An 18,737-nucleotide genomic window follows, 5' to 3' on the forward strand; every position below is an offset into this window, starting at 1 on the left:
ACGTCTCTTTTTCTTAACCGGAATTTGTTGCCGAATTGTCACCTGTTGTTGTCTGTCGCAGGCAAATGGTCGTCGGTGTAACAAATTCATCCTGAGATTTACGGGGCTGATATTTTGCTTAAAAGTTAATAATTATGAAGCAGTTGTCAGTAAAAAATCTAAAAAAAAGAACCCATACCATATTTACATATGGATCAAATATCAGGTCCGCAGGCTCAGAGACCGAAACCGGGAATGACCCGACCAATACCACAGTCACGGTCATAACGACGACTCATATTTTCAGAGGGCTCGAAAAGGACAGGGGACAAAGGATCGGATAAGGGAATCATGAATTAAATCGCATTTGATTTTGCTAAGGGACGAGCTGAAAATATTGAGAGACCTGACGAACACTGTTCTTGAACAGACGCACCTGCGCACGGTAAAATTGCCGGAAGTGCCGGAAAAACAACAGGCGATAGCAACGGAAATCCGGCGCATTAAAACTGCATGGAGCGTACTCTTCACCTCGACGGTAAAGGATTACGTATTGAAAAGATATGTGAATTATCAGCAGGCCGTATTGGTCGATCTTGCTGATCGCCTGTTTGCGCATATCGTTGCAGACAGCCGGCACGGGGATGGTCCTCAGGTTTCGCCCGCCTTTGCTATCGATCAGGCGTTACTCCAGGGGCTGCTGGAACTGCTTGCTTTCCTGGAACAATACTTTGAAGCCGGTTTCAACCGGGCTGGCAAAATACCGGACGCCCTGATACAGGATACTTTAAAAGAGATCAGGGGCCAGGCCGATGCCATAGTCAGACTGCTGGAATCTTCAGATACCGAAGAATCCCTCAAGCAATGCCTGATTGATTACCTCGAACTGATTCCGCAGGAGAGTTACCGCTCAAAATTGAACTTTCATACCCGCCTGTACATCAAAGACCTGCTTGTTTTTTTAACTCCGGTTTACCGGCGCGGCACAGACGCTGATAGGAGTCTCGTGATTGTTGACGTACTGATGTACCTCAACTTTAACTTCTATGGGTTTGTGACCTGGTTGCAGGAACAAATTAATTATAAGATCCGTCGGTTGGCTACCGCTGAAGAGCGGCTGCTGGTCCTGATCGAAGAACTCGTTCGTGTAAAAACAAGCCCGGTCATGTTATCTGTCTCGTGTGACCTGTCCCTGCCGCCCTTGGCCGAGTTGTTAGAGGCCTGGCTGAACGAAGCGATCAAAAAGGAAAGCGGCAGGTATTTTCCAAGGGGGCCGGGAGATTCAGAAAAGAAACTTGGCCTGTCCTTGTCGGTTACGCAGCTATCCCTGTTCATCCGGCTGCTTTACGAAGAGGGTTTCTTTACCCTGAAAAATATAACCGCCATTCTGCGGTTTACCGCTAAACATTTTACGACCAAACGGCAGGAGCATATTTCCGCCGTGAATATGGGCCGGACTTACTACGGTACGGACCAGTTCACCGCCGCGGCGGTGAAGGATCTGCTGCTCCGGATGCTGGCCCGCCTCAACAGGATGTTTTTTCCCTTGATCGCTTTAACTATCATTTTATGGACCTCTTAATCGGAATCGCATGATTTGAAATATTACCAACTGGTTCTGTTTGATACACTTATTGCCTGGGATGGGTGGCGGATCCGGGATAACTCATATTTTATGTTATGATCCTGAAATATAGTGAGCGTTTATATGATGACCTCAACAGAGAACTGACAAATCTGAAATTAGATGAAAAACCGGTATTCAAAAGACTTGAACTTTCCATACTAACCTGTATCCGTACATTGACCAAACTGAAAACGTTCTTCAAGGAAAACGGCCCGCGGACCAAAGCCGAAGAGATCGAATTTTTCAAAAAAGTCAAGCCCAAATTCAAATCCCTGCTCATCTTTCACCAGCAGGTGCTCAATATCGAAAGCCGCAGGCCGGTAGGCGACGCACAGGCGGTCAGCGATTATTACCTCAATGAGCTCAAAGTGCTTACCCATTACTTTGACAGCCACATGTCTTTTTATCAGTATCTCCGGACAGAGGCCACGCATTTCGATGAGCAGTATTTTGTCAGGGATGTTTATCCTATCCATCTGAATCCCTATGAAGGTATTGTGGACTTCGACACTTCTTTTAATACGAGTCATGACAGCCAGGTTGCTCATATCCTGGCGAACGAAATGATCCTGGCTTATCTGGAGAAGCAAATACTGGGTGCAAATAACAAGGAAAATTCTGACCTGAAGACTTTCATGGAAGAGGAACTCGTAACCTGGACCCAGGCCAACACCGCCCTCGTGGAAAATATCTATGGCTGGTACGAAACCAAGGCCCTCAACCATGGCAAGCTCTCGCTGACCCGTATTTCGAAGTATATGGAAAAAGTCTTTCATGTCAAGCTCGACGACTTTTTCGACACCTGGGGCTATATTTCTGACCGGGCCAATAAAACCATTTATATGGACGAAATGAAAGTGGGCATATTAAACAGGATCAGCCAGAAGCTCGGGGTTCGGAAATAGGCGGTCAATGGCTCACAAAGCGGCTCAGGCCGCTTTTTTTATGCATAAATATTAAAAAAAGCTTATCCGACGTAGGATGGCGTCGGATTACCTGCGGGTTTTAACCGGGCAATTTTGCCTCAACATCCGCAATGCAGCGGTTGGGTTAAATCATAGTCATGATCATACATTGCACATGGACACAGTATGGCGTCACGGCCGGGGCCTGCTGCCTGCTGTACTACCTGCTGGTTTTGGGACACTATTACCGGCAGGAGATCACTGCTTTTTTTCACCGGGAAAAAGGGGCACCACCCTCCGTTACAAAGGCCCCTCTTCCAGATGTCTTTGGACAGGTCCGGTCGGACGACACGGAAATGGCGGTGATCTCCGCCGATGAACTGGCTTTTGCAGATAACGACGGCGGGGACGAGCTTTCAACGGAGCCAATGCCCGATAAAGTATTCCTGCTGGGCGGCCTGGCTGATTTTCAGCAGGAACTGAAAACACTGGTCCGTATCACGATTGAATCGCAGGATACCAGGGAGAATTTCCTTGACCTGCTGCGGTTGGTTGCTTCCGGCTATCCGCCGCTGGCCGATCAGCAATACATCGGTCCGATCGCTTCAATGCTGCTCGAAAACAGCGGTGACTTTCCCTTCGAACTGAAGGAGGCCGACATCCGGGAGGCCTTAATCAACACATCCTTTAACGATTAAAAAACACCTTCATGAACAATCAATTTGTAACTCCCCGAAAAAGAATACTGGCCAAAGTCTGGCTGCTGACTGTAACGCTCACCGTATACCAAATGCTGCTGATGGTTTTTGATGCCCGGGCCCAGGATGGCAATTCCGGTATTCAACAGGCCACCACGATGGTCAAAGGCTATTTTGACACCGGTTGTAACCTGATGTATGCCATCGGCGCGGTCGTCGGCATCGTAGGCGCCGTTAAGGTCTATCAGAAATGGAATGCCGGGGAACCGGATACCAGTAAAGTAGCCGCCTCCTGGTTTGGCTCCTGCATCTTTTTGGTCGTGGTCGCTACCGTCATCAAATCATTTTTCGGATTATGAGCAGCGTCTATTTCATCAATAAAGGCATTAATAAAAGTATTGAGTTCCGCGGTTTGCGGGCTCAATACATTGCCTACCTCGCCCTCGGGCTGGTTGGCTTACTGATCTTGTTTGTCGTCCTCTACATGATGGGTGTTAATGCCTATGTCTGCTTAACCCTCATAACTGGACTGGGTGTCACATTGGTGATCGGCACCTTCAGGCTGAGTCATAAATACGGCAAATATGGCCTGATGAAAAAACGGGCCAGGCGAAGCCTGCCGGATTGCCTCAAATCCCGCTCACGGAAATTATTCATTCACCTTAAAGCCAAAACCCATGATCAACATTGAAAAGATACTTCCGATTTATCAGGTGGAGCATGATGCTTTGCTGTCTGCTTATGGTGATATCACGATCGTGTATGAGGTTGCACAACCCGACATTTTTACCCTTTCAGGTAACGACTATGAAAATTATCACCAGTCCTGGATAAGGGCAGCCAGGGTATTTGGAAAATATACGATCCTGCATAAAAAAGACATTTACCGGCGCAACACCTACAGGGCCGACAAGGCGAACCGTAGCTTTTTGTCCGCCGCCGCCGACCGTTACTTTACAGGCCGTACCTGTCTTGATCACCATTGTTATATCCTGGTTACCAAAATGGCAACAGACCGCAAAGCGGCCAGTAGTTCCTATTCCGGCCTGATGCGTAAAAGTATTGTCCCAAGACAGACCATCGACTCCGGGCTGTTTCCCGAATTCCTGGAAAAGGCTGGCCAGTTTGAGCGCATCCTGTCCGACAGCGGTTTTGTAACCTTACGCAGGCTTGGTGATGATGAACTGGCAGGCACGATGGATCATGCCGGGATACTGGAGCAGTATTGCTTCCTTTTAGGATCCGGTGAAAGGCCAATGATCAGGGATGTACAGTTCAAAGAGGGCTTGCAGATTGGTGACCTGCACGGTCAGGTATTTACCTTAAGCGATGTCGAAGACCTGCCGTCGATGTGCGGGAGCCGTATCGATTACGACAAGTTCAGTACCGATCAGAGCCGTTTTCCTATCGGCTTTGTGGCCAGGCTTAACCTGTTACTGGACTGCGACCATGAATACAACCAATATGTTTTTATCGAAGACGCGCAAAAAACGCTCAAGGCTTTGGAAGCCAAAAAGCGCCGTCTGCAATCGCTTTCCGCTTACAGCCGGGAAAATGCCATCGCACGTGACGCTACCAATGATTTCCTCAACGAAGCCATCAGCCAGGGCCGCCTGCCGGTTCGCGCGCATTTCAATGTGATCGCCTGGACGAGGGAAAAAGAACGCCTCCAGGACATTAAAAACATGGTGGGCTCCGCCATGGCGCAGATCGGCGCTACCGCCAAGCAGGAAACGGCCGGCGCACCCCAGATATGGTGGGCTGGGATCCCGGGCAATGCCGCTGATTTTCCGATGAACGATACTTTCGACACTTTTTTAGAACAGGCCACCTGCTTCCTGAACCTCGAAAGTAATTATAAAAGCGACCCGGTTGAAACAGGCATCCGCTTCTGCGACCGATTCGGCAGGCCGGTCTATGTTGACCTGTATGATGCGCCCCGAAGATCGGGAATTACCAGTAACATGGGTACACTGGTATGCGGAACATCAGGAGGAGGGAAATCAATGACGGTCAACCATATCCTGCGCACCATGCACGACCAGGGCGCACATAGTGTGATCGTGGATATCGGCGGCAGTTATAAAGGCTTATGCGAACTTGTCGGGGGGTATTATTTCACCTATGAGGAGCAAAACCCGATCAGCTTCAATCCCTTCTTCCTGTCTGCCGGGCAGCTATTGGACACCGAAAAAAAGGAAAGCCTGAAAGCGCTGTTGGTCGCCCTTTGGAAGCAGGAAAATGAAAGTTTTAACCGGAGCGAGTACGTGGCTTTATCAAACGCCTTGCAGGGTTATTACCGGCACCTGCTGGATGATTCCTCCGTCTTTCCTTGTTTTAATACATTTTATGATTATCTCGAAAACCACTACACGGAAGTATTAAAAGGCCAGCGGGTAAAAGACCGGGATTTTGACATCGATAGTTTCCTGTACGTATTAAGGCCCTTTTATACCGGTGGCGAGTTTGACTACCTGCTCAATGCTACCGAAAACCTGGACCTGCTGAACCAGCCCTTTGTCGTCATTGAACTGGATCAGATTAAGGATCACCCCATCCTGTTTCCGGTGGTGACGCTCATCGTCATGGAGCTTTTCCTATCCAAAATGCGCAAACTGCATGGTGTGAGAAAGGTGCTGTGTATTGATGAAGCCTGGAAAGCGATAGCCAAATCAGGGATGGCCGAATTTCTGAAATATGCATTTAAGACCATCCGGAAATTCAACGGGGTACCCATCGTGATCACCCAGGAACTGGATGATCTCATCAATTCGCCGGTGATTAAAGACGCCATCATCAATAATGCCGACATCAAGATCATGATGGACATGCGCAAGTTCATGCACAAGTTTGATAAGCTGCAGGATACACTTGGCGCTTCAGATAAAGCAAAGACGATGATGCTTTCCGTCAATAAGGACAACCGGGAGATCAGCATCGACATCGGCGGACAGGTCGTCAGGGTTTACAAAAATGAACTCTGCCCGGAGGAATATTATGCCTTTACCACAGAGGGTAAAGAACGGGTGAAGGTTCGTGAATATGCGGCAGCACACGGCGGTATGGAAAAAGGCATCACCGCATTGGTTAACGATGAACGGCGGACCAAACGGGAGAACCCATAAAATTCAACAGCATAAACTAAACAATCCATATGATGAAAACAAGAACCATCGTGGCGGGACTGGCATCAATCCTTGCCGCCTGCAATCCTTCTTCAAAAACCGCGGATTTTATTCCTGGTACCTATGTCAATCATGCGGAAAGTGCCTATAGTGTCGCCAATGACACACTGGCCATCTCGGCAGACCGGGATAATGCCAACGTCTACCATATTGTCCGCCGCACCGGTTTCCGGCGAAAAAAAGAAAGACAGGTACCGCAGTACCAGGTTAAAACTTTTATAGGAATATGGTCTGAACAGCAGCAGATCTTACAGATCAGCCAAAACGGCGTACTGATCCTGTTCCACCCGGATAAGAATGAACTGAGCATCGAAAACAGCACGTATTTAAAACTAAAAAAATGAACCTCATGAGATTTTATAAGATCGTCCTGCCCATCAGTATGGCGGTGATACTCATTGCCTTGCCGGAAAAAAAGGCGGAGGCGCAGGTGGTGATCACGGAAGTGCTCAACCAGACCGTTGGTAAGATCATTCGCGCCATTGACCTCGGCGTGCAAAGGGCGCAGAATAAAACGATCTGGCTGCAAAACGCCCAAAAGGTGATCGAAACCCAGCTTAACCAGCTTAAGCTGACCGAGATTGCCGGGATCGGCCAGCAGCAAAAAGACCTGTTCAGCAATTATTACCAGGAGCTGTATCAGGTCAAGTCCATCATCAGCGGTTACCGGCAGGTAAAAAACATCACGCTCCGGCAAGCCGCTTTGGTCAAAGAATATCAGCGTGCCTGGGGCATGACGCAGCAGGATGATCATTTCTCGGCCGCTGAATTGCAAAATATAGCTGCCGTATATACCGGGATACTACAGGCCAGCGTCAAAAACCTGGACGAGCTCATGGTCGTGATCAATTCCTTCCGGACCCAAATGAGCGATGGCGAGCGCATGGAACTCATTGATCGCATTGCCGCCAGAATAGACCGGAACTACAATGACCTTAAACAATTTAATAACCAGAACATCCTGTTAAGCCTCGGCAGGTCGCGCAATGCACAGGATGTTCAAAGCCTCAAAAACCTGTATGGCATCAATTAAAAAAACATGGATACTCATTTTTCTTGTTGCTTCCTGCCTGCGGCTTTCGGCGCAGTCTTTCAGCTTCGGCGACCTGTTCGGACAGGCCGGCAAGCTGCAGAAAAACTACCTGGCGCAGATCGCCGCTTACCGCATGTTTGAATCGGAATTAAAGCAGGGTTATAACGTCATCAGGCATGGTCTCGGCGGCATCCGGGATATCAATGCCGCAGAACTGAACGCCCACAGCAGTTATTACCAATCACTTGTTCAGGTGAACAGCGCCGTAAAAAATGATCCGCGCCTTGCTGGAATGCTGCAATGGCAGCGCGACATCAACGGGAGTTTTAATCAACCGGTCAAGGGGCTGACAGGTGATGAGCAAACCTACTGGGCCAATGTAAAGGCCGCGGTGCTCAAAGGATGTAATGACGACCTTACCAACCTCCAACACCTCATGCAGGAAGGTGATCTGCAAATGACTGACGACGAGCGGCTGCAAGGCCTGGCGAAGATCCATGCTTCCATGCTGGAGAAATACGAGTTTACCCGGCGCTTCATCGCCGCCGCCCGGCTCCTGGTCGCGCAGCGGCAGCATGAAATTAACGACACACAAACTTTAGTAAAATTATATGAAAACCATTAGATCATTTTTTGCAATGGCGGTTCTCTTGATCATGACAGCTACCGCCGACAGGGCACGGGCGCAAAGTTCCGACCTGATCCAGCTGATACTGGATATAGAAAAGCTGACACAATTGAAAAGTATCCTGACCGATATGAAGACCGGTTACGACATCATCAATGGGGGGTATAACCAGGTTAAACAGATCGCCGGCGGGAATTTCAGTATTCATTCCGTGTTTCTCAACGGCTTGTTAGCCGTTAACCCCGGGATCGCCAAATATGGACGCGTCGCGGATATTGTCCTGGATCAGGCTGCCATAGTCAGCGAATACAGCCGCTATTACCGGTACTTTAAAAATGGTGGAAATTTCAACCCTGATGAGATCGGCTATATGGCGAATGTCTACAACGAGCTGCTACAGGAAAGCCTCAGCAATCTCGACCAGCTAACCAGCGTAGTGGTGGCAGGCAAGCTGCGCATGAGCGATGACGAGCGCATCAAAGCCATCGACAGGATTTACACGTCAACCGCTGACCAGCTGCAGTTCCTGCGGCATTTCAACCGGCAGGCCAACTTATTGGCGGCCGAACGCCAAAAAGAACAGCATGAAATAACCGTAACACAAAAACTCTATTAATCATGGATAACCTTACAGGCCTGCAGGCCACCCTACAACAGGTCTATGACCAGATGCTGCCGCTTTGCGGTTCCCTGATCGGGACCGCGCAAGGTTTAGCCGGACTGGCGGCGCTGTTATACATCGCTGTGCGGGTATGGCGCCACATCGCCGCCGCCGAACCCATCGATTTTTTTCCTTTACTCCGACCCTTTGCATTGGGGATAGCGATCCTCTTGTTTCCCGCTGTTATCGCCGTGATAAACGGTGTGCTGCAACCTGTTGTCGGCGCAACCAATAATATGGTGCAAAACAGCAACCAGGCTATCGCCCTGTTGCTGCAGCAAAAAGCCGAAGCAGTAAAAAAGACGGATGCCTGGCAAATGTTTGTCGGTTCCGACGGTGAGGGCGACCGGGACAAATGGTATAAATATACCCATCCCAACGACCCCGGTGATACAGGAGAGGGGATCTTGGGCAGCATTGGTAACGATATGAAATTCGCGATGGCCAAAGCTTCCTACAACTTTCGCAATAGTATCAAGGAGTGGATGTCTGAAGTTTTGCAGCTGCTTTATGAAGCAGCCGCGCTTTGCATCAATACGATCCGCACCTTTCAGCTCATCGTCCTGGCTATCTTAGGACCTTTAGTATTCGGTATTGCGGTCTTTGACGGCTTTCAGCATACCTTAACCGTATGGATGGCCCGTTATATCAATGTATTCCTGTGGCTGCCCGTCGCCAACATCTTTGGCAGCATTATCGGAAAAGTTCAGCAGAATATGATCCAGCTGGACATTTCCCAAATTCAAAGCTCCGGGGATACCTTCTTTTCCAGCACGGATACCTGCTATCTGATTTTTTTGCTGATCGGCATTGTCGGCTATTTTACCGTACCGGGCACCGCCAATTATATCGTTCATGCAGGCGGCGGTAACGCCTTGCTGCACAAGGTGAATACCCTGGTCATCAGCTCTTCACGGTCGGCAGGCAGCCTGATTTCAGGCGGTATGACGGCCGATGCCTATGGTAACCAGCGGGAAAATGTCAGCCAAGGCATGGCCGCTACCGCGATGACCGGGGGCTATTTTAAAGACAAGGACGATAACGGCAGCAACTACCAGAAAGATAAATTATCAGGTAAATGATCAATTATTAACCATTTAAATGCTTCCGCCTCGGGCGGAGATTGGAGGCCTATGTTTACACAAACCAAAAACATCGATACCGTTGCCAAACTGAACAGACGCTTTAATGTCATGCTCATGCTGGTTACCGCCGCTGTTTTATGCTTCGGCATCTATAAAAGTTATGATTTCGCCGACCGCGCGCAAAACAGGGTGCGTATCCTCTACAATGGGAAAGTACTGGAAACTTTGCTTTCAGACCGGAAACATTCCAGGCCGGTTGAACTACGCGACCATATCAGGACTTTCCATGAGGACTTTTTTAACCTGCTGCCTGACGATAAACAGATACAGGCTAATATCGCCAAGGCATTGTATCTCGCCGACGAGAGCGCCAAACGTCAATACGACGACCTGCGGGAAAAAGGCTATTACGCCAACCTCATTGCTGGTAATATCAGCCAGCAGATCAGTGTCGACAGCACGGTATTGGACCTTGACCAGCTACCATACGCTTTTACCTGCTATGCTACCGAAAAGCTGGTTCGGGCAACCAATACCGTCACACGTAAGCTCGTTACAAAAGGCAGGGTCCGGGAGCTCAGTACCGAAACCGACAATAACCCGCATGGCTTTCTGATCGAACGCTGGGAGATTGTCAATAACGCTGACCAGCCATGAAGAAAATCACCAGCGATGCTTTGGCCAGGCATATCGCGGATCAGATCATCCGTATACAAACGCGCCTGGCCAACGTCCTCAACCGCAAAACGCAGCACTGGAATAAGACATCCAAACTGATCGCCTTAGCAGCATTCATGATCGTCTTTGGCGGCCTGAGCATTTATTTAATCATTAAATCAATTTAATTATGGAACGACAACATTCAATTCAGTTTTTGCGGACACGCAGATTCCTGCTTATCCTGCCCCTGATGGTCTTACCGTTTTTGAGCCTGGCTTTTTATGCAGCTGGCGGAGGACGGGGCAGCATAGCGGCTGGCCCGGCGGAACAAAACCGGGGATTAAATACCAGCCTGCCGGCCGCGGCCTTTGGCAAACATGAAAAGCCCAAAGATAAAATGGGGTTTTACGACCAGGCCAAACTGGATTCCGCCAAAGAACAATCTTACAGCAATAATCCTTTGCTGCAGGAAATGGGGATCAAAAAGGACAAGGCAATGATTCCCGACATCAGCTCTTCCGGTTTGCCTTCAAGTCAACCCGATGTGCACCTGATCAATCAAAAGCTGGCGGCTATTGACCGGGAGATCAGCCGGCCCGCCGTGCCATCCGTACCGGCAGCCGCGCTGAACCAGCCTGTTGAAAATAAACAGCTCACCGAGCAGGTGAACCGGCTGGAAACGATGATGAGATCCATGAAAGCGGATAGCGGGCCGGACCCGGAGATGCAGCAGTTGAGCAAAATGCTTGAACAGATCCAGGCCATCCAGCGCCCCGAAACCCCTAAAGCCGATCATCAAGCCGATTCGGCAGCGACGAATCCGTTTAAAGCTATTCCTGCGGCAATAGATGGCAATCAGAAGATCAAACAGTCGGGGGCTGTCAGGCTTTGCTTAAATGATACGGTCACCATTAAAGGGCAATTGATCCCTAAAGGAACTCCTGTTTACGGTACAGCCAATATGATCAACCAGCGCCTGCTGATCGTTATTAAAAATATCCGGCTGGGTCAGTCCATTATACCGGCAGATCTAACCGTGTACTATATGGACGGGATGCCCGGAGTACCTGCACCGGAGGCTGAATTGGGCGAAGCGGCGGGCAACGGTGCCGGCAATGCCCTGCAAGGTATGCAGTTCCTTAGTATGGATCAGTCCCTGGCCACCCAGGCCGCCGCAGGCGGCATCAATGCCGCCAAGGGGCTGTTCAGCAAAAAAGTCAGGCGCATCACCGTTCATCTCAAAAACGGCGATGCCGTACTGCTGCGCAATAACCAGATTCGTTAACCTTAAATAATAGACCATGAATACCGAAAATTTAGATTTCCTGAAAAACAACCTGTTGAACCTGGGCTTCGGCGATAAGGTCAACGCGGAAATGGAGAAACAGATCAAAGCCAAAGTTCCCGAGTTTAGCCTCAGCACGGAACAAACGTACAACCAGAAGAAAATGGATTATACCCTCCATTTTAAAGCTGGCGATCAGCATGACATGTATTTTTTCAACCGCTACGATGCTTCGCTCAAAAATGAAGCCGATCCCGCTAAAGACCGGATGCAGACTATGTATATCAATAAAGGCAACGGCATTACGGCTAAGGAAGCATTTAATTTATTAGAGGGACGGGCTGTCGAAAAGAAACTGTACAATAAAGAAAGCGAGCCATACATCGCCTGGCTTAAACTTGATTTCAAGGATACCGACGATCGCGGTAACCATAAACTGCTTAAATTTGGCGAAGGTTATGGCTACGACCTGGAGAAAACCCTGGCCCAATATCCGATCAAACAGCTGGGGGACCAGCAGCAAAAAGAGGAATTACTGCGTTCCCTGAAAAAAGGGAATGCACAGCAGGTCACGATAGAAAAAGACGGGCAAAGCCATAAGTATTACCTGGCCGCCGAACCCCAGTATAAACAGGTCAACGTTTATGACCAGAACCTGAAAAGTGTCAGGCGTGAATCCCTCAAACAGGATAACGCCCAGGACCAAAGCCAGGCCAAAAGCAACAAGCAAAACCAAAAACAGCAACCGGACGATCAGCCCCGGAAGCAACAGTCACGCAAACAAAAGGTCCATTGATCACAAGCCCCGAAAGGGGCTTATTTGTTTCCAGATGTTCCGGTCTGCTGCGTATGATTTATCAGCCTCTCCTTAACCGGGACAGGATAAAGGCGCAGTAAAAACCGCTTCGCTCATTTGCTCCATTACATTCCGTTCATTCCCTCAGCCATTTTTACTGCTTTAGGCAAAAGCCTTCCTGCCGTATCCCCAATCACCGCCTGGTATCCCCGATCCGGCAGGCAGGCATTTGCTTTTTCTTAAAGACATCATTACGGAAGACCTTCATTTTTTCAAAAGAAGGAAAAAAAGGCAGCCAAGTTGTGCCTTTAGAGCGGCGATTGCTGCAACAACAGCAAAAAGCTTCCGGCATAATGGCGCCTGTTATTTTTTTTGGCGCGCCACCCTGCGGGACTTATTCCTTTTCCTTTTTGCCTATGCCAGGCACCTTGTATTGCTTTCTTTTTTTCCTTTTTCTTTTGAAAAAAAGCTTTTAAGGGAAAGGGTTGAAAGAGAAAAGAATAAACAGATTTTTTAACACTTAATTTTTTAACCATGCAAAACGCAGAAAAAAATGCAAAGGAAGTACAAGTTGCTGCTGCCGGTGCCAAAGGAACAAATCCCGCAAAAACTGAAAACCGCCCCAACATTCCGGGCAAAGCCAAAAATGATGAACCCCTTAAAAATCAAAACCCCGGCACTGCGCCGGAAGCTGCGAAAGCCAATGGTGCCGAAGCTAAGACCGTTCAGCCCGCTGCCGGCAATAACCAACCCCTTAACGGTACAGCCGCAGCCGAGAAACAGGAACTGAGCGGTTCGGAGCCGAAAGCAGAAGTGAAGTACATCAAACCTGTGATGAACTTGGAACAAACTATTAAAACCGTGAACGACCTCCACCGCAGGAGTATTCAGCGATTGGCCCTGATTGTCCGCATCAAATTACTCGAAGATTTTGAGGTGAAACTGGTGGAAGAAAACGACGAACTGGAAAGCAACCCTTATCAGGGCTGCAAACTGATCATTAAAGATGACAAGGGCAGGGATTTTACCACCAATACACCCGGCCTTATCCGCATGGTGGCGCAATTCATTTTTGATGCCTGCCATGAGAAACTGGCGGAGATCGAAGCCAATATCGTGCTTCCAAATGCTTAAAGGCGGATGCTCCCGGCTGTTGCCGGGAGTATTTTTTACGGTTTACCAAAAACAGGAATTAAGATGTAAGAGCAATTTATCGAACTGACCGACCAAATATTTTGGGACGGCTACGCTGCAAAACTGGCTGCGGAAGACCCGGCCAAATTCAGATTTGAATTCAACGAGTTCTTAAATACTTACGAAAATGATGACAGACAAAATGTTTTTACTGGTGAAAATTACGATTAGCACCGGGCATCGGGACATACACCATGCCATAGCGGAACTACAGGCGAACACCCGGCTGTCCGTTAGCAGCACCCGGAATGTAAAGGTCCTGAAAACAGAAATTATAAAACTAAAAACAAGGAAACACTAAAAATTTAAGCAGATGGCACACCATATCAATTTTAATGAAAAAACAGGACGGCACAGCTTTATGAGCGTGAAGGAAAAAGCCTGGCATAATTTAGGGCAGATTGTTGAACGCTACCCCACGAGCAGCGAGGCGATACAATTTGCCGGGTTAGATTATATTGTGGAAAAACGCCCGTTATTTACATACGACACCAATAATCATTTGTGGAATAATGGCGAAGCCATTCCCGACATAGCCGTACCGAATTATTACGCCACTGTACGCGCCGACACGGAACAGGTATTGGGCGTTGTGGGTAATGATTATGAAGTCGTACAAAACCGGGATGCGTTCAGCTTTTTTGATGCCATCGTTGGTGGCGGGGATGGTATTCTTTATGAAACCGCCGGAGCTTTAGGGCAGGCAGGTGAGCGTATATTTATCACGGCCAAACTACCGGGTTATATCCGGGTGGGAAGGGATGATTTGATTGAGAAATATATTTTTCTGACCACCTCGCATGATGGGTATGGCAGTATAACCGCCGCCTTTACGCCCACAAGGATTTGCTGTAACAATACCCTGCATGCCGCCTTAAATAATATGACCAACTGCGTAAAGATACGCCATACACAAACCGCTCAGGAGCGGTTGACACAGGCGCATAAGGTTATGGGTATTTCCAATAGTATTTCCAGTCAGTTAGACGATATCTTTAATCGCTGGGCTCACGTCCGGATCAGCGATAAAGAGGTGTTGCGACTGGTGCAACAGGCCATGGCGCCCAGCAGGGAAGTTTTGCAAAAGGTGATGGACGAGAATATAGATGAATATTCCAGCCAGTTTTTGAACACGGTGGAAAAAGTATGTGAATTTGCTTTCAGCCATCCCACCCAGCAGACCGATACGACGAGGGGAACCCTTTTTGGTGCGTATAATGCGATCAGCGGCTACCTGCAAAATATCAGGTCCTACAAAACTGAAGATGCCAAGCTCAAATCCATCCTTTTCGGCAATGGCTTTAATAAAATCCAATCTGCGTTCGACCTCTGCGGTGAATTTGAAAAGCGGGGCGGGACGGTTTTTGAAAGGAATTAACACAAGGGGCGATGAGCCCCTTTTTTATGGTTCAAAATTCCCGGACGCTACTTTTCTTTCTTTCAGTCGCCGGAAAGAAAAGTAGCAAAAGAAAGAGGCTCCAAACAGGAAGAATATAGCTCTGGCAGTATGATTCAATGATTTGCAAACCGGGCCCATATTATTCCATGCCCAGGAAGCCGCTTTTAATGCCTGCACAATTTCCGGCCCGCTGTTGGTAAGATCTGGTATCCGCAAAGATTACAACGTACATTGTTTAAAATCTGCCGGGCCTAAATCAAAATTTTATACGCTTGTAAACAATTATAATCCAATTTCGTAGTTTATATTAAATTGAATAAGCTGGGATATTCAAAAACGATATCTTCCTGTTCGGGTGATGATAAATCAGCTTCAATTAAAAGGTTTTATACATAGTTTCAATAGCTTTTGTAGTAATTTGTCCAACGCGAATGAACACATATAGGTCTAACAGGCTTTTTAAGGATTGGGTAGTGTTTTTTCTGCTCCTGTATCTTTTTTACGTCTTAACCAATTTGTTTTTCATCCCTAATTATAGCACGGCAACTGCTGCCATGCTGCCCGTACATGGGATAAGAAGACAAACCATACAAGTTCATCACGACGCACCTGGTTTTATCAATATTGGCGAGAAATCTGTCATAGACGATGATCTGCTGAATTTCATCAAATCAGTCCCCGTTTTTTTCCTCATCGCATTCTTCGGGTATCGCTTTCTTCGCATTGAAATGCGAGGGATTGCACGCCCGAGGTCCGTATTAGCCAACTCACAGCATTCCTACCTTTCTTTTGGTATTTTGAGGATTTGATAAGTAATCAAGATTGATTTTCGAGTTGATGGCTTCTTTGCCATCTTCCGCCGCTTTTTCCTGACCCAAGGTCAGCGGAACAGGTTCGTCCTTTATTGTAAACTCAAATCTTCATTACCAAAAGAAAATTCACTCATGAAATCTATAAAGTCAGGCTTCTTGCCCGTTCTCCTGTTGTTCGCAATAATTGCATTACAAGCATGTAAAGCGAAAAAGTTAGTTCAGAAACCCATACCGCCAACAGAAACTGCAATCGCAGCTCCGAGTGTGCAGCCGAAACCAAAGCCTGTTACGGAAGCGAAACCTCCGGTTCCTCCTGTAAAAAAAGAGGATCTTAATATAGATGCTGTTAAAATTCAGTTTGACTTTAATTCCAGCGTTTTACGCACCGGTTCTTACGGCATACTGGATCAGGCGGCATCGGCCATAAAGGCGAATCCCAGCGTTACCTATCAGTTGAACGGCTATGCTTCCATAGAAGGAACACCAGAACATAATATGATATTGTCAAAAGACAGGGCGAACGCCGTTAAAACCTACCTGGTTAACGCTGGGGTAAGTCCGGCCAATCTGAAAGTCAAAGGATTCGGTACGCGCAATCCCGTGGCGGATAATAATACCGAGACCGGAAGGGAGCTGAATCGTCGCGTCGAAATCAAAACAAAATATTAAAAGATGTTTTCGGCACGAACCCGCTATTCGGCAGGTCATCAAAAGCGGCGGAATAGCGGGATCCCAACAGTTTATATCCGGGGGGATATTACTAATTTTTTTAAAGCTAATGCTATGTTTAAATACTTGCAACAAATTTTCAGGCCAGCTTATTCAGCAAAACACCCCGTTAATTTACCGGACCGGTGCATTCCTTTTTCCTTGAAAAAGTTCAGCATGCCCTCTGCTATACTGGCAATTTTCTTCATTTGTTTTCCTGGGATCTCCTTCGCCCACGGGTTTAAATTTAAGCTGAAGAATACATCAAAAACCGATGTTGCTGTATTTTATAAGGTCAGTAAAAAATCAGGATCAGCTAAAATTAAAGCGCTGATGAACCTGAAACCAGGCGAGGAAAAATTGAAGGATATCAAAGTAGATAAGGAGGATACGGTGGCCTTTTATGGACAGGATACTGAAAACAATACCTCCGTGATGATCAAAAAGGACTATAATTCCCTGGAGAAAAACAAAGACGGGGTTTGCTATGTGCCTATTATAGTTCCGCAGAAAGAAAGCTCCAATTTCGAATCGCTGGATGGTCTCAGCGTAAAGCTGGAACATAATAAAGTGCTTAGTTTTCTGCTGAAAATGGATTCGACCTCTATGAGCAGCCTCTCCATGCTGGAAAATAACTTTCAGAATATTTACCCGCTGGGCACTTTTATTTTTGTAGATACGAAAACCAACCGGTTGTTGCTTCCCCCCTTAGAGCCATCGTTCTGGAACAGCAATGAAACTTACCTGACGATCCAGGATAGCCTTTACGCCATGGTCAATGCAGAACACAGGGGCATGGCCAATGCACAGGTCGCCTATTTCGTTGCAAAAATGTTCGATTCTTTACGGGTTAACAATACGGCCGAACTCGAATTCAAAGCCCGGCTTTCCCTGTTAAGATGGAAACCAACGCCCAGTGCCAATATTTACCAGGTATTTAATGACAAAGCTGTGCAGGGCTTTCTCCAGAATTGCTATGCCCAGATCGATAATCCTGACGTGGAATACCAGCGGTACCGGCTTTATTTCCTTTCGTCCTATGAGCGGATAGATGACCTGGAAATATTCGGAAAACAGTATTATAACTTTGGTAACGAAACGGACTTGTCTTTGGGTAATATCGCCCAGGTATTCAGTACCAGCCTTGGTGTAATGTATACCAAAAACAAGACATTGAGTAACTATTATTCTGTCCAGGGAGCGGTTTTACGGACCAAAGCCTACGACTTCACTTCCCAATTGTTTAACGGCTTTAAAAATAACGTCAAGAGTAAGATCATTGCCAGTACCTATGCCAACCAGAACAAGATCATCGCGGCAATCGTCGATGAATATAAAAGCCTGGTAGCCTACAACCCCGATCCGATAAGGTTAAGCCTCCAGGCGATTGATCCAAAAGATGCGAATCCATCGCTGGTGCCGATACAAACGACGATCAGCAACCTGTCACCTTATACCTTACTACCGGCTGATACCACCAAACAGGCATCGGCAATAGCCAATAACTATAAGATCGATACCTATAATAACAAGGTCAAATTCTATAATTCGCATTTAAAACAGATCAACGACCTGTTTAAGCAGCTGGATCAGACCAACAGCGATCTCGCCAGAATATCACAATCAAATCCGGATAAAGGATTCAGCAGCTCTGTAAATGCCCCGGGCCTGATTAAAGAAATTGAAGTGAACAGCCAGATTGTGCGGAAAGAGTAGGCAGCGTTTTCCGGGTACACTTTATTAACAAACAAATTCATCATTAAATAAAATCATTATGAAAAACTTCAGTATCGTATTAGCAATAGCAGGCATGCTGCTATTTATAGTTCCTAATTTCTTTTATCGCAATACCGTTAATGCGGTTGACAGTGGAGGCTCTACAGAAATTGTCACCTATCCTGACGGCACCTGGACCAATAAATTGCCGGTCTTTTTTGGGGCGGCAATGATAGGCATTGCCATCGTGTTTTATGTAGCTTCCCGCCCGGTGGTAAAAAAGAACGGGGCTTTGTTGTAGATGAAGTGGAAGTTGCGGATCGGTTAAGAAATCGTCCTGCTGTAGCTTCATAAAAAAGGATAGGC

Annotated in this window: 22 protein-coding genes; all 22 read left to right on the forward strand. The window is 47.4% G+C overall.

The features are described 5' to 3' along the window. Positions 1–352: 352 nt before the first annotated feature. A complete protein-coding gene (locus BMX50_RS06555; protein ID WP_143065107.1) occupies positions 353–1,561 on the forward strand; it encodes a hypothetical protein in 1,209 nt (402 codons plus the stop codon). 98 nt (positions 1,562–1,659) lie between these two features. Beyond that, a complete protein-coding gene (locus BMX50_RS06560; RefSeq protein ID WP_091209391.1) occupies positions 1,660–2,511 on the forward strand; it encodes an RteC domain-containing protein in 852 nt (283 codons plus the stop codon). A gap of 158 nt (positions 2,512–2,669) precedes the next feature. After that, positions 2,670–3,209, forward strand: a complete 540-nt coding sequence (locus BMX50_RS34210) for a hypothetical protein (protein WP_143065108.1) — start codon at positions 2,670–2,672, stop codon at positions 3,207–3,209. 11 nt (positions 3,210–3,220) lie between these two features. Then, positions 3,221–3,568: a DUF4134 domain-containing protein gene (locus BMX50_RS06570; protein WP_091209396.1), complete on the forward strand. Its 348-nt coding sequence runs from the start codon at positions 3,221–3,223 to the stop codon at positions 3,566–3,568. After that, positions 3,565–3,900, forward strand: a complete 336-nt coding sequence (locus BMX50_RS06575) for a DUF4133 domain-containing protein (RefSeq protein ID WP_091209398.1) — start codon at positions 3,565–3,567, stop codon at positions 3,898–3,900. The genes BMX50_RS06570 and BMX50_RS06575 overlap by 4 nt, the downstream gene beginning before the upstream one ends. Further along, the gene (locus tag BMX50_RS06580) at positions 3,887–6,334 is read left to right on the forward strand and encodes a TraG family conjugative transposon ATPase (protein WP_091209400.1); all 2,448 of its coding nucleotides are present in this window, start codon (positions 3,887–3,889) and stop codon (positions 6,332–6,334) included. The genes BMX50_RS06575 and BMX50_RS06580 overlap by 14 nt, the downstream gene beginning before the upstream one ends. A 29-nt stretch (positions 6,335–6,363) precedes the next feature. Next, a complete protein-coding gene (locus BMX50_RS06585; protein WP_143065109.1) occupies positions 6,364–6,738 on the forward strand; it encodes a hypothetical protein in 375 nt (124 codons plus the stop codon). 5 nt (positions 6,739–6,743) lie between these two features. Continuing rightward, on the forward strand, positions 6,744–7,427 hold the full coding sequence (locus BMX50_RS06590) for a conjugal transfer protein TraI (protein WP_091210336.1): 684 nt from the start codon (positions 6,744–6,746) through the stop codon (positions 7,425–7,427). Beyond that, entirely contained in the window at positions 7,414–8,052 is a 639-nt protein-coding gene (locus BMX50_RS06595) for a hypothetical protein (protein ID WP_143065110.1), read from the forward strand. The genes BMX50_RS06590 and BMX50_RS06595 overlap by 14 nt, the downstream gene beginning before the upstream one ends. Beyond that, positions 8,039–8,671, forward strand: coding sequence for a hypothetical protein (locus BMX50_RS06600; RefSeq protein ID WP_091209406.1), 633 nt, complete (start codon positions 8,039–8,041; stop codon positions 8,669–8,671). Before BMX50_RS06595 ends, BMX50_RS06600 begins: the two co-directional genes overlap by 14 nt. A 2-nt stretch (positions 8,672–8,673) precedes the next feature. Further along, positions 8,674–9,798, forward strand: a complete 1,125-nt coding sequence (gene traJ, locus BMX50_RS06605) for a conjugative transposon protein TraJ (protein WP_091209408.1) — start codon at positions 8,674–8,676, stop codon at positions 9,796–9,798. Between the two features lie 51 nt (positions 9,799–9,849). Beyond that, positions 9,850–10,458 carry a conjugative transposon protein TraK gene (gene traK / locus BMX50_RS06610; protein ID WP_091209410.1) on the forward strand — a complete coding sequence of 203 codons (609 nt, stop codon included), beginning with the start codon at positions 9,850–9,852 and terminating at the stop codon, positions 10,456–10,458. Next, entirely contained in the window at positions 10,455–10,646 is a 192-nt protein-coding gene (locus tag BMX50_RS06615) for a hypothetical protein (RefSeq protein WP_091209412.1), read from the forward strand. Before traK ends, BMX50_RS06615 begins: the two co-directional genes overlap by 4 nt. 2 nt (positions 10,647–10,648) lie before the next feature. Continuing rightward, entirely contained in the window at positions 10,649–11,746 is a 1,098-nt protein-coding gene (gene traM, locus BMX50_RS06620; protein WP_091209414.1) for a conjugative transposon protein TraM, read from the forward strand. Positions 11,747–11,762: 16 nt separating this feature from the next. Next, positions 11,763–12,542 carry a hypothetical protein gene (locus BMX50_RS06625; protein WP_091209416.1) on the forward strand — a complete coding sequence of 260 codons (780 nt, stop codon included), beginning with the start codon at positions 11,763–11,765 and terminating at the stop codon, positions 12,540–12,542. Between the two features lie 229 nt (positions 12,543–12,771). Next, positions 12,772–13,059, forward strand: coding sequence for a hypothetical protein (locus tag BMX50_RS34215; RefSeq protein WP_143065111.1), 288 nt, complete (start codon positions 12,772–12,774; stop codon positions 13,057–13,059). Between the two features lie 17 nt (positions 13,060–13,076). Beyond that, positions 13,077–13,676 (forward strand): hypothetical protein, encoded by a 600-nt coding sequence (locus tag BMX50_RS06635; protein ID WP_091209420.1) that lies wholly within the window; start codon positions 13,077–13,079, stop codon positions 13,674–13,676. A 373-nt stretch (positions 13,677–14,049) separates the two neighbouring features. After that, positions 14,050–15,114: a DUF932 domain-containing protein gene (locus BMX50_RS06645; protein ID WP_091209422.1), complete on the forward strand. Its 1,065-nt coding sequence runs from the start codon at positions 14,050–14,052 to the stop codon at positions 15,112–15,114. A gap of 452 nt (positions 15,115–15,566) precedes the next feature. Beyond that, on the forward strand, positions 15,567–15,944 hold the full coding sequence (locus tag BMX50_RS06655; protein ID WP_091209426.1) for a hypothetical protein: 378 nt from the start codon (positions 15,567–15,569) through the stop codon (positions 15,942–15,944). Between the two features lie 135 nt (positions 15,945–16,079). After that, positions 16,080–16,616 carry an OmpA family protein gene (locus BMX50_RS06660; protein ID WP_091209428.1) on the forward strand — a complete coding sequence of 179 codons (537 nt, stop codon included), beginning with the start codon at positions 16,080–16,082 and terminating at the stop codon, positions 16,614–16,616. 216 nt (positions 16,617–16,832) lie between these two features. Further along, the gene (locus BMX50_RS06665; protein ID WP_143065112.1) at positions 16,833–18,371 is read left to right on the forward strand and encodes a hypothetical protein; all 1,539 of its coding nucleotides are present in this window, start codon (positions 16,833–16,835) and stop codon (positions 18,369–18,371) included. Between the two features lie 58 nt (positions 18,372–18,429). Further along, entirely contained in the window at positions 18,430–18,672 is a 243-nt protein-coding gene (locus tag BMX50_RS06670) for a hypothetical protein (RefSeq protein WP_091209432.1), read from the forward strand. Positions 18,673–18,737: the final 65 nt, after the last annotated feature.

It is taken from the genome of Mucilaginibacter gossypiicola (genome assembly GCF_900110105.1).
In the GTDB taxonomy this organism is placed as follows: Bacteria; Bacteroidota; Bacteroidia; order Sphingobacteriales; family Sphingobacteriaceae; genus Mucilaginibacter; species Mucilaginibacter gossypiicola.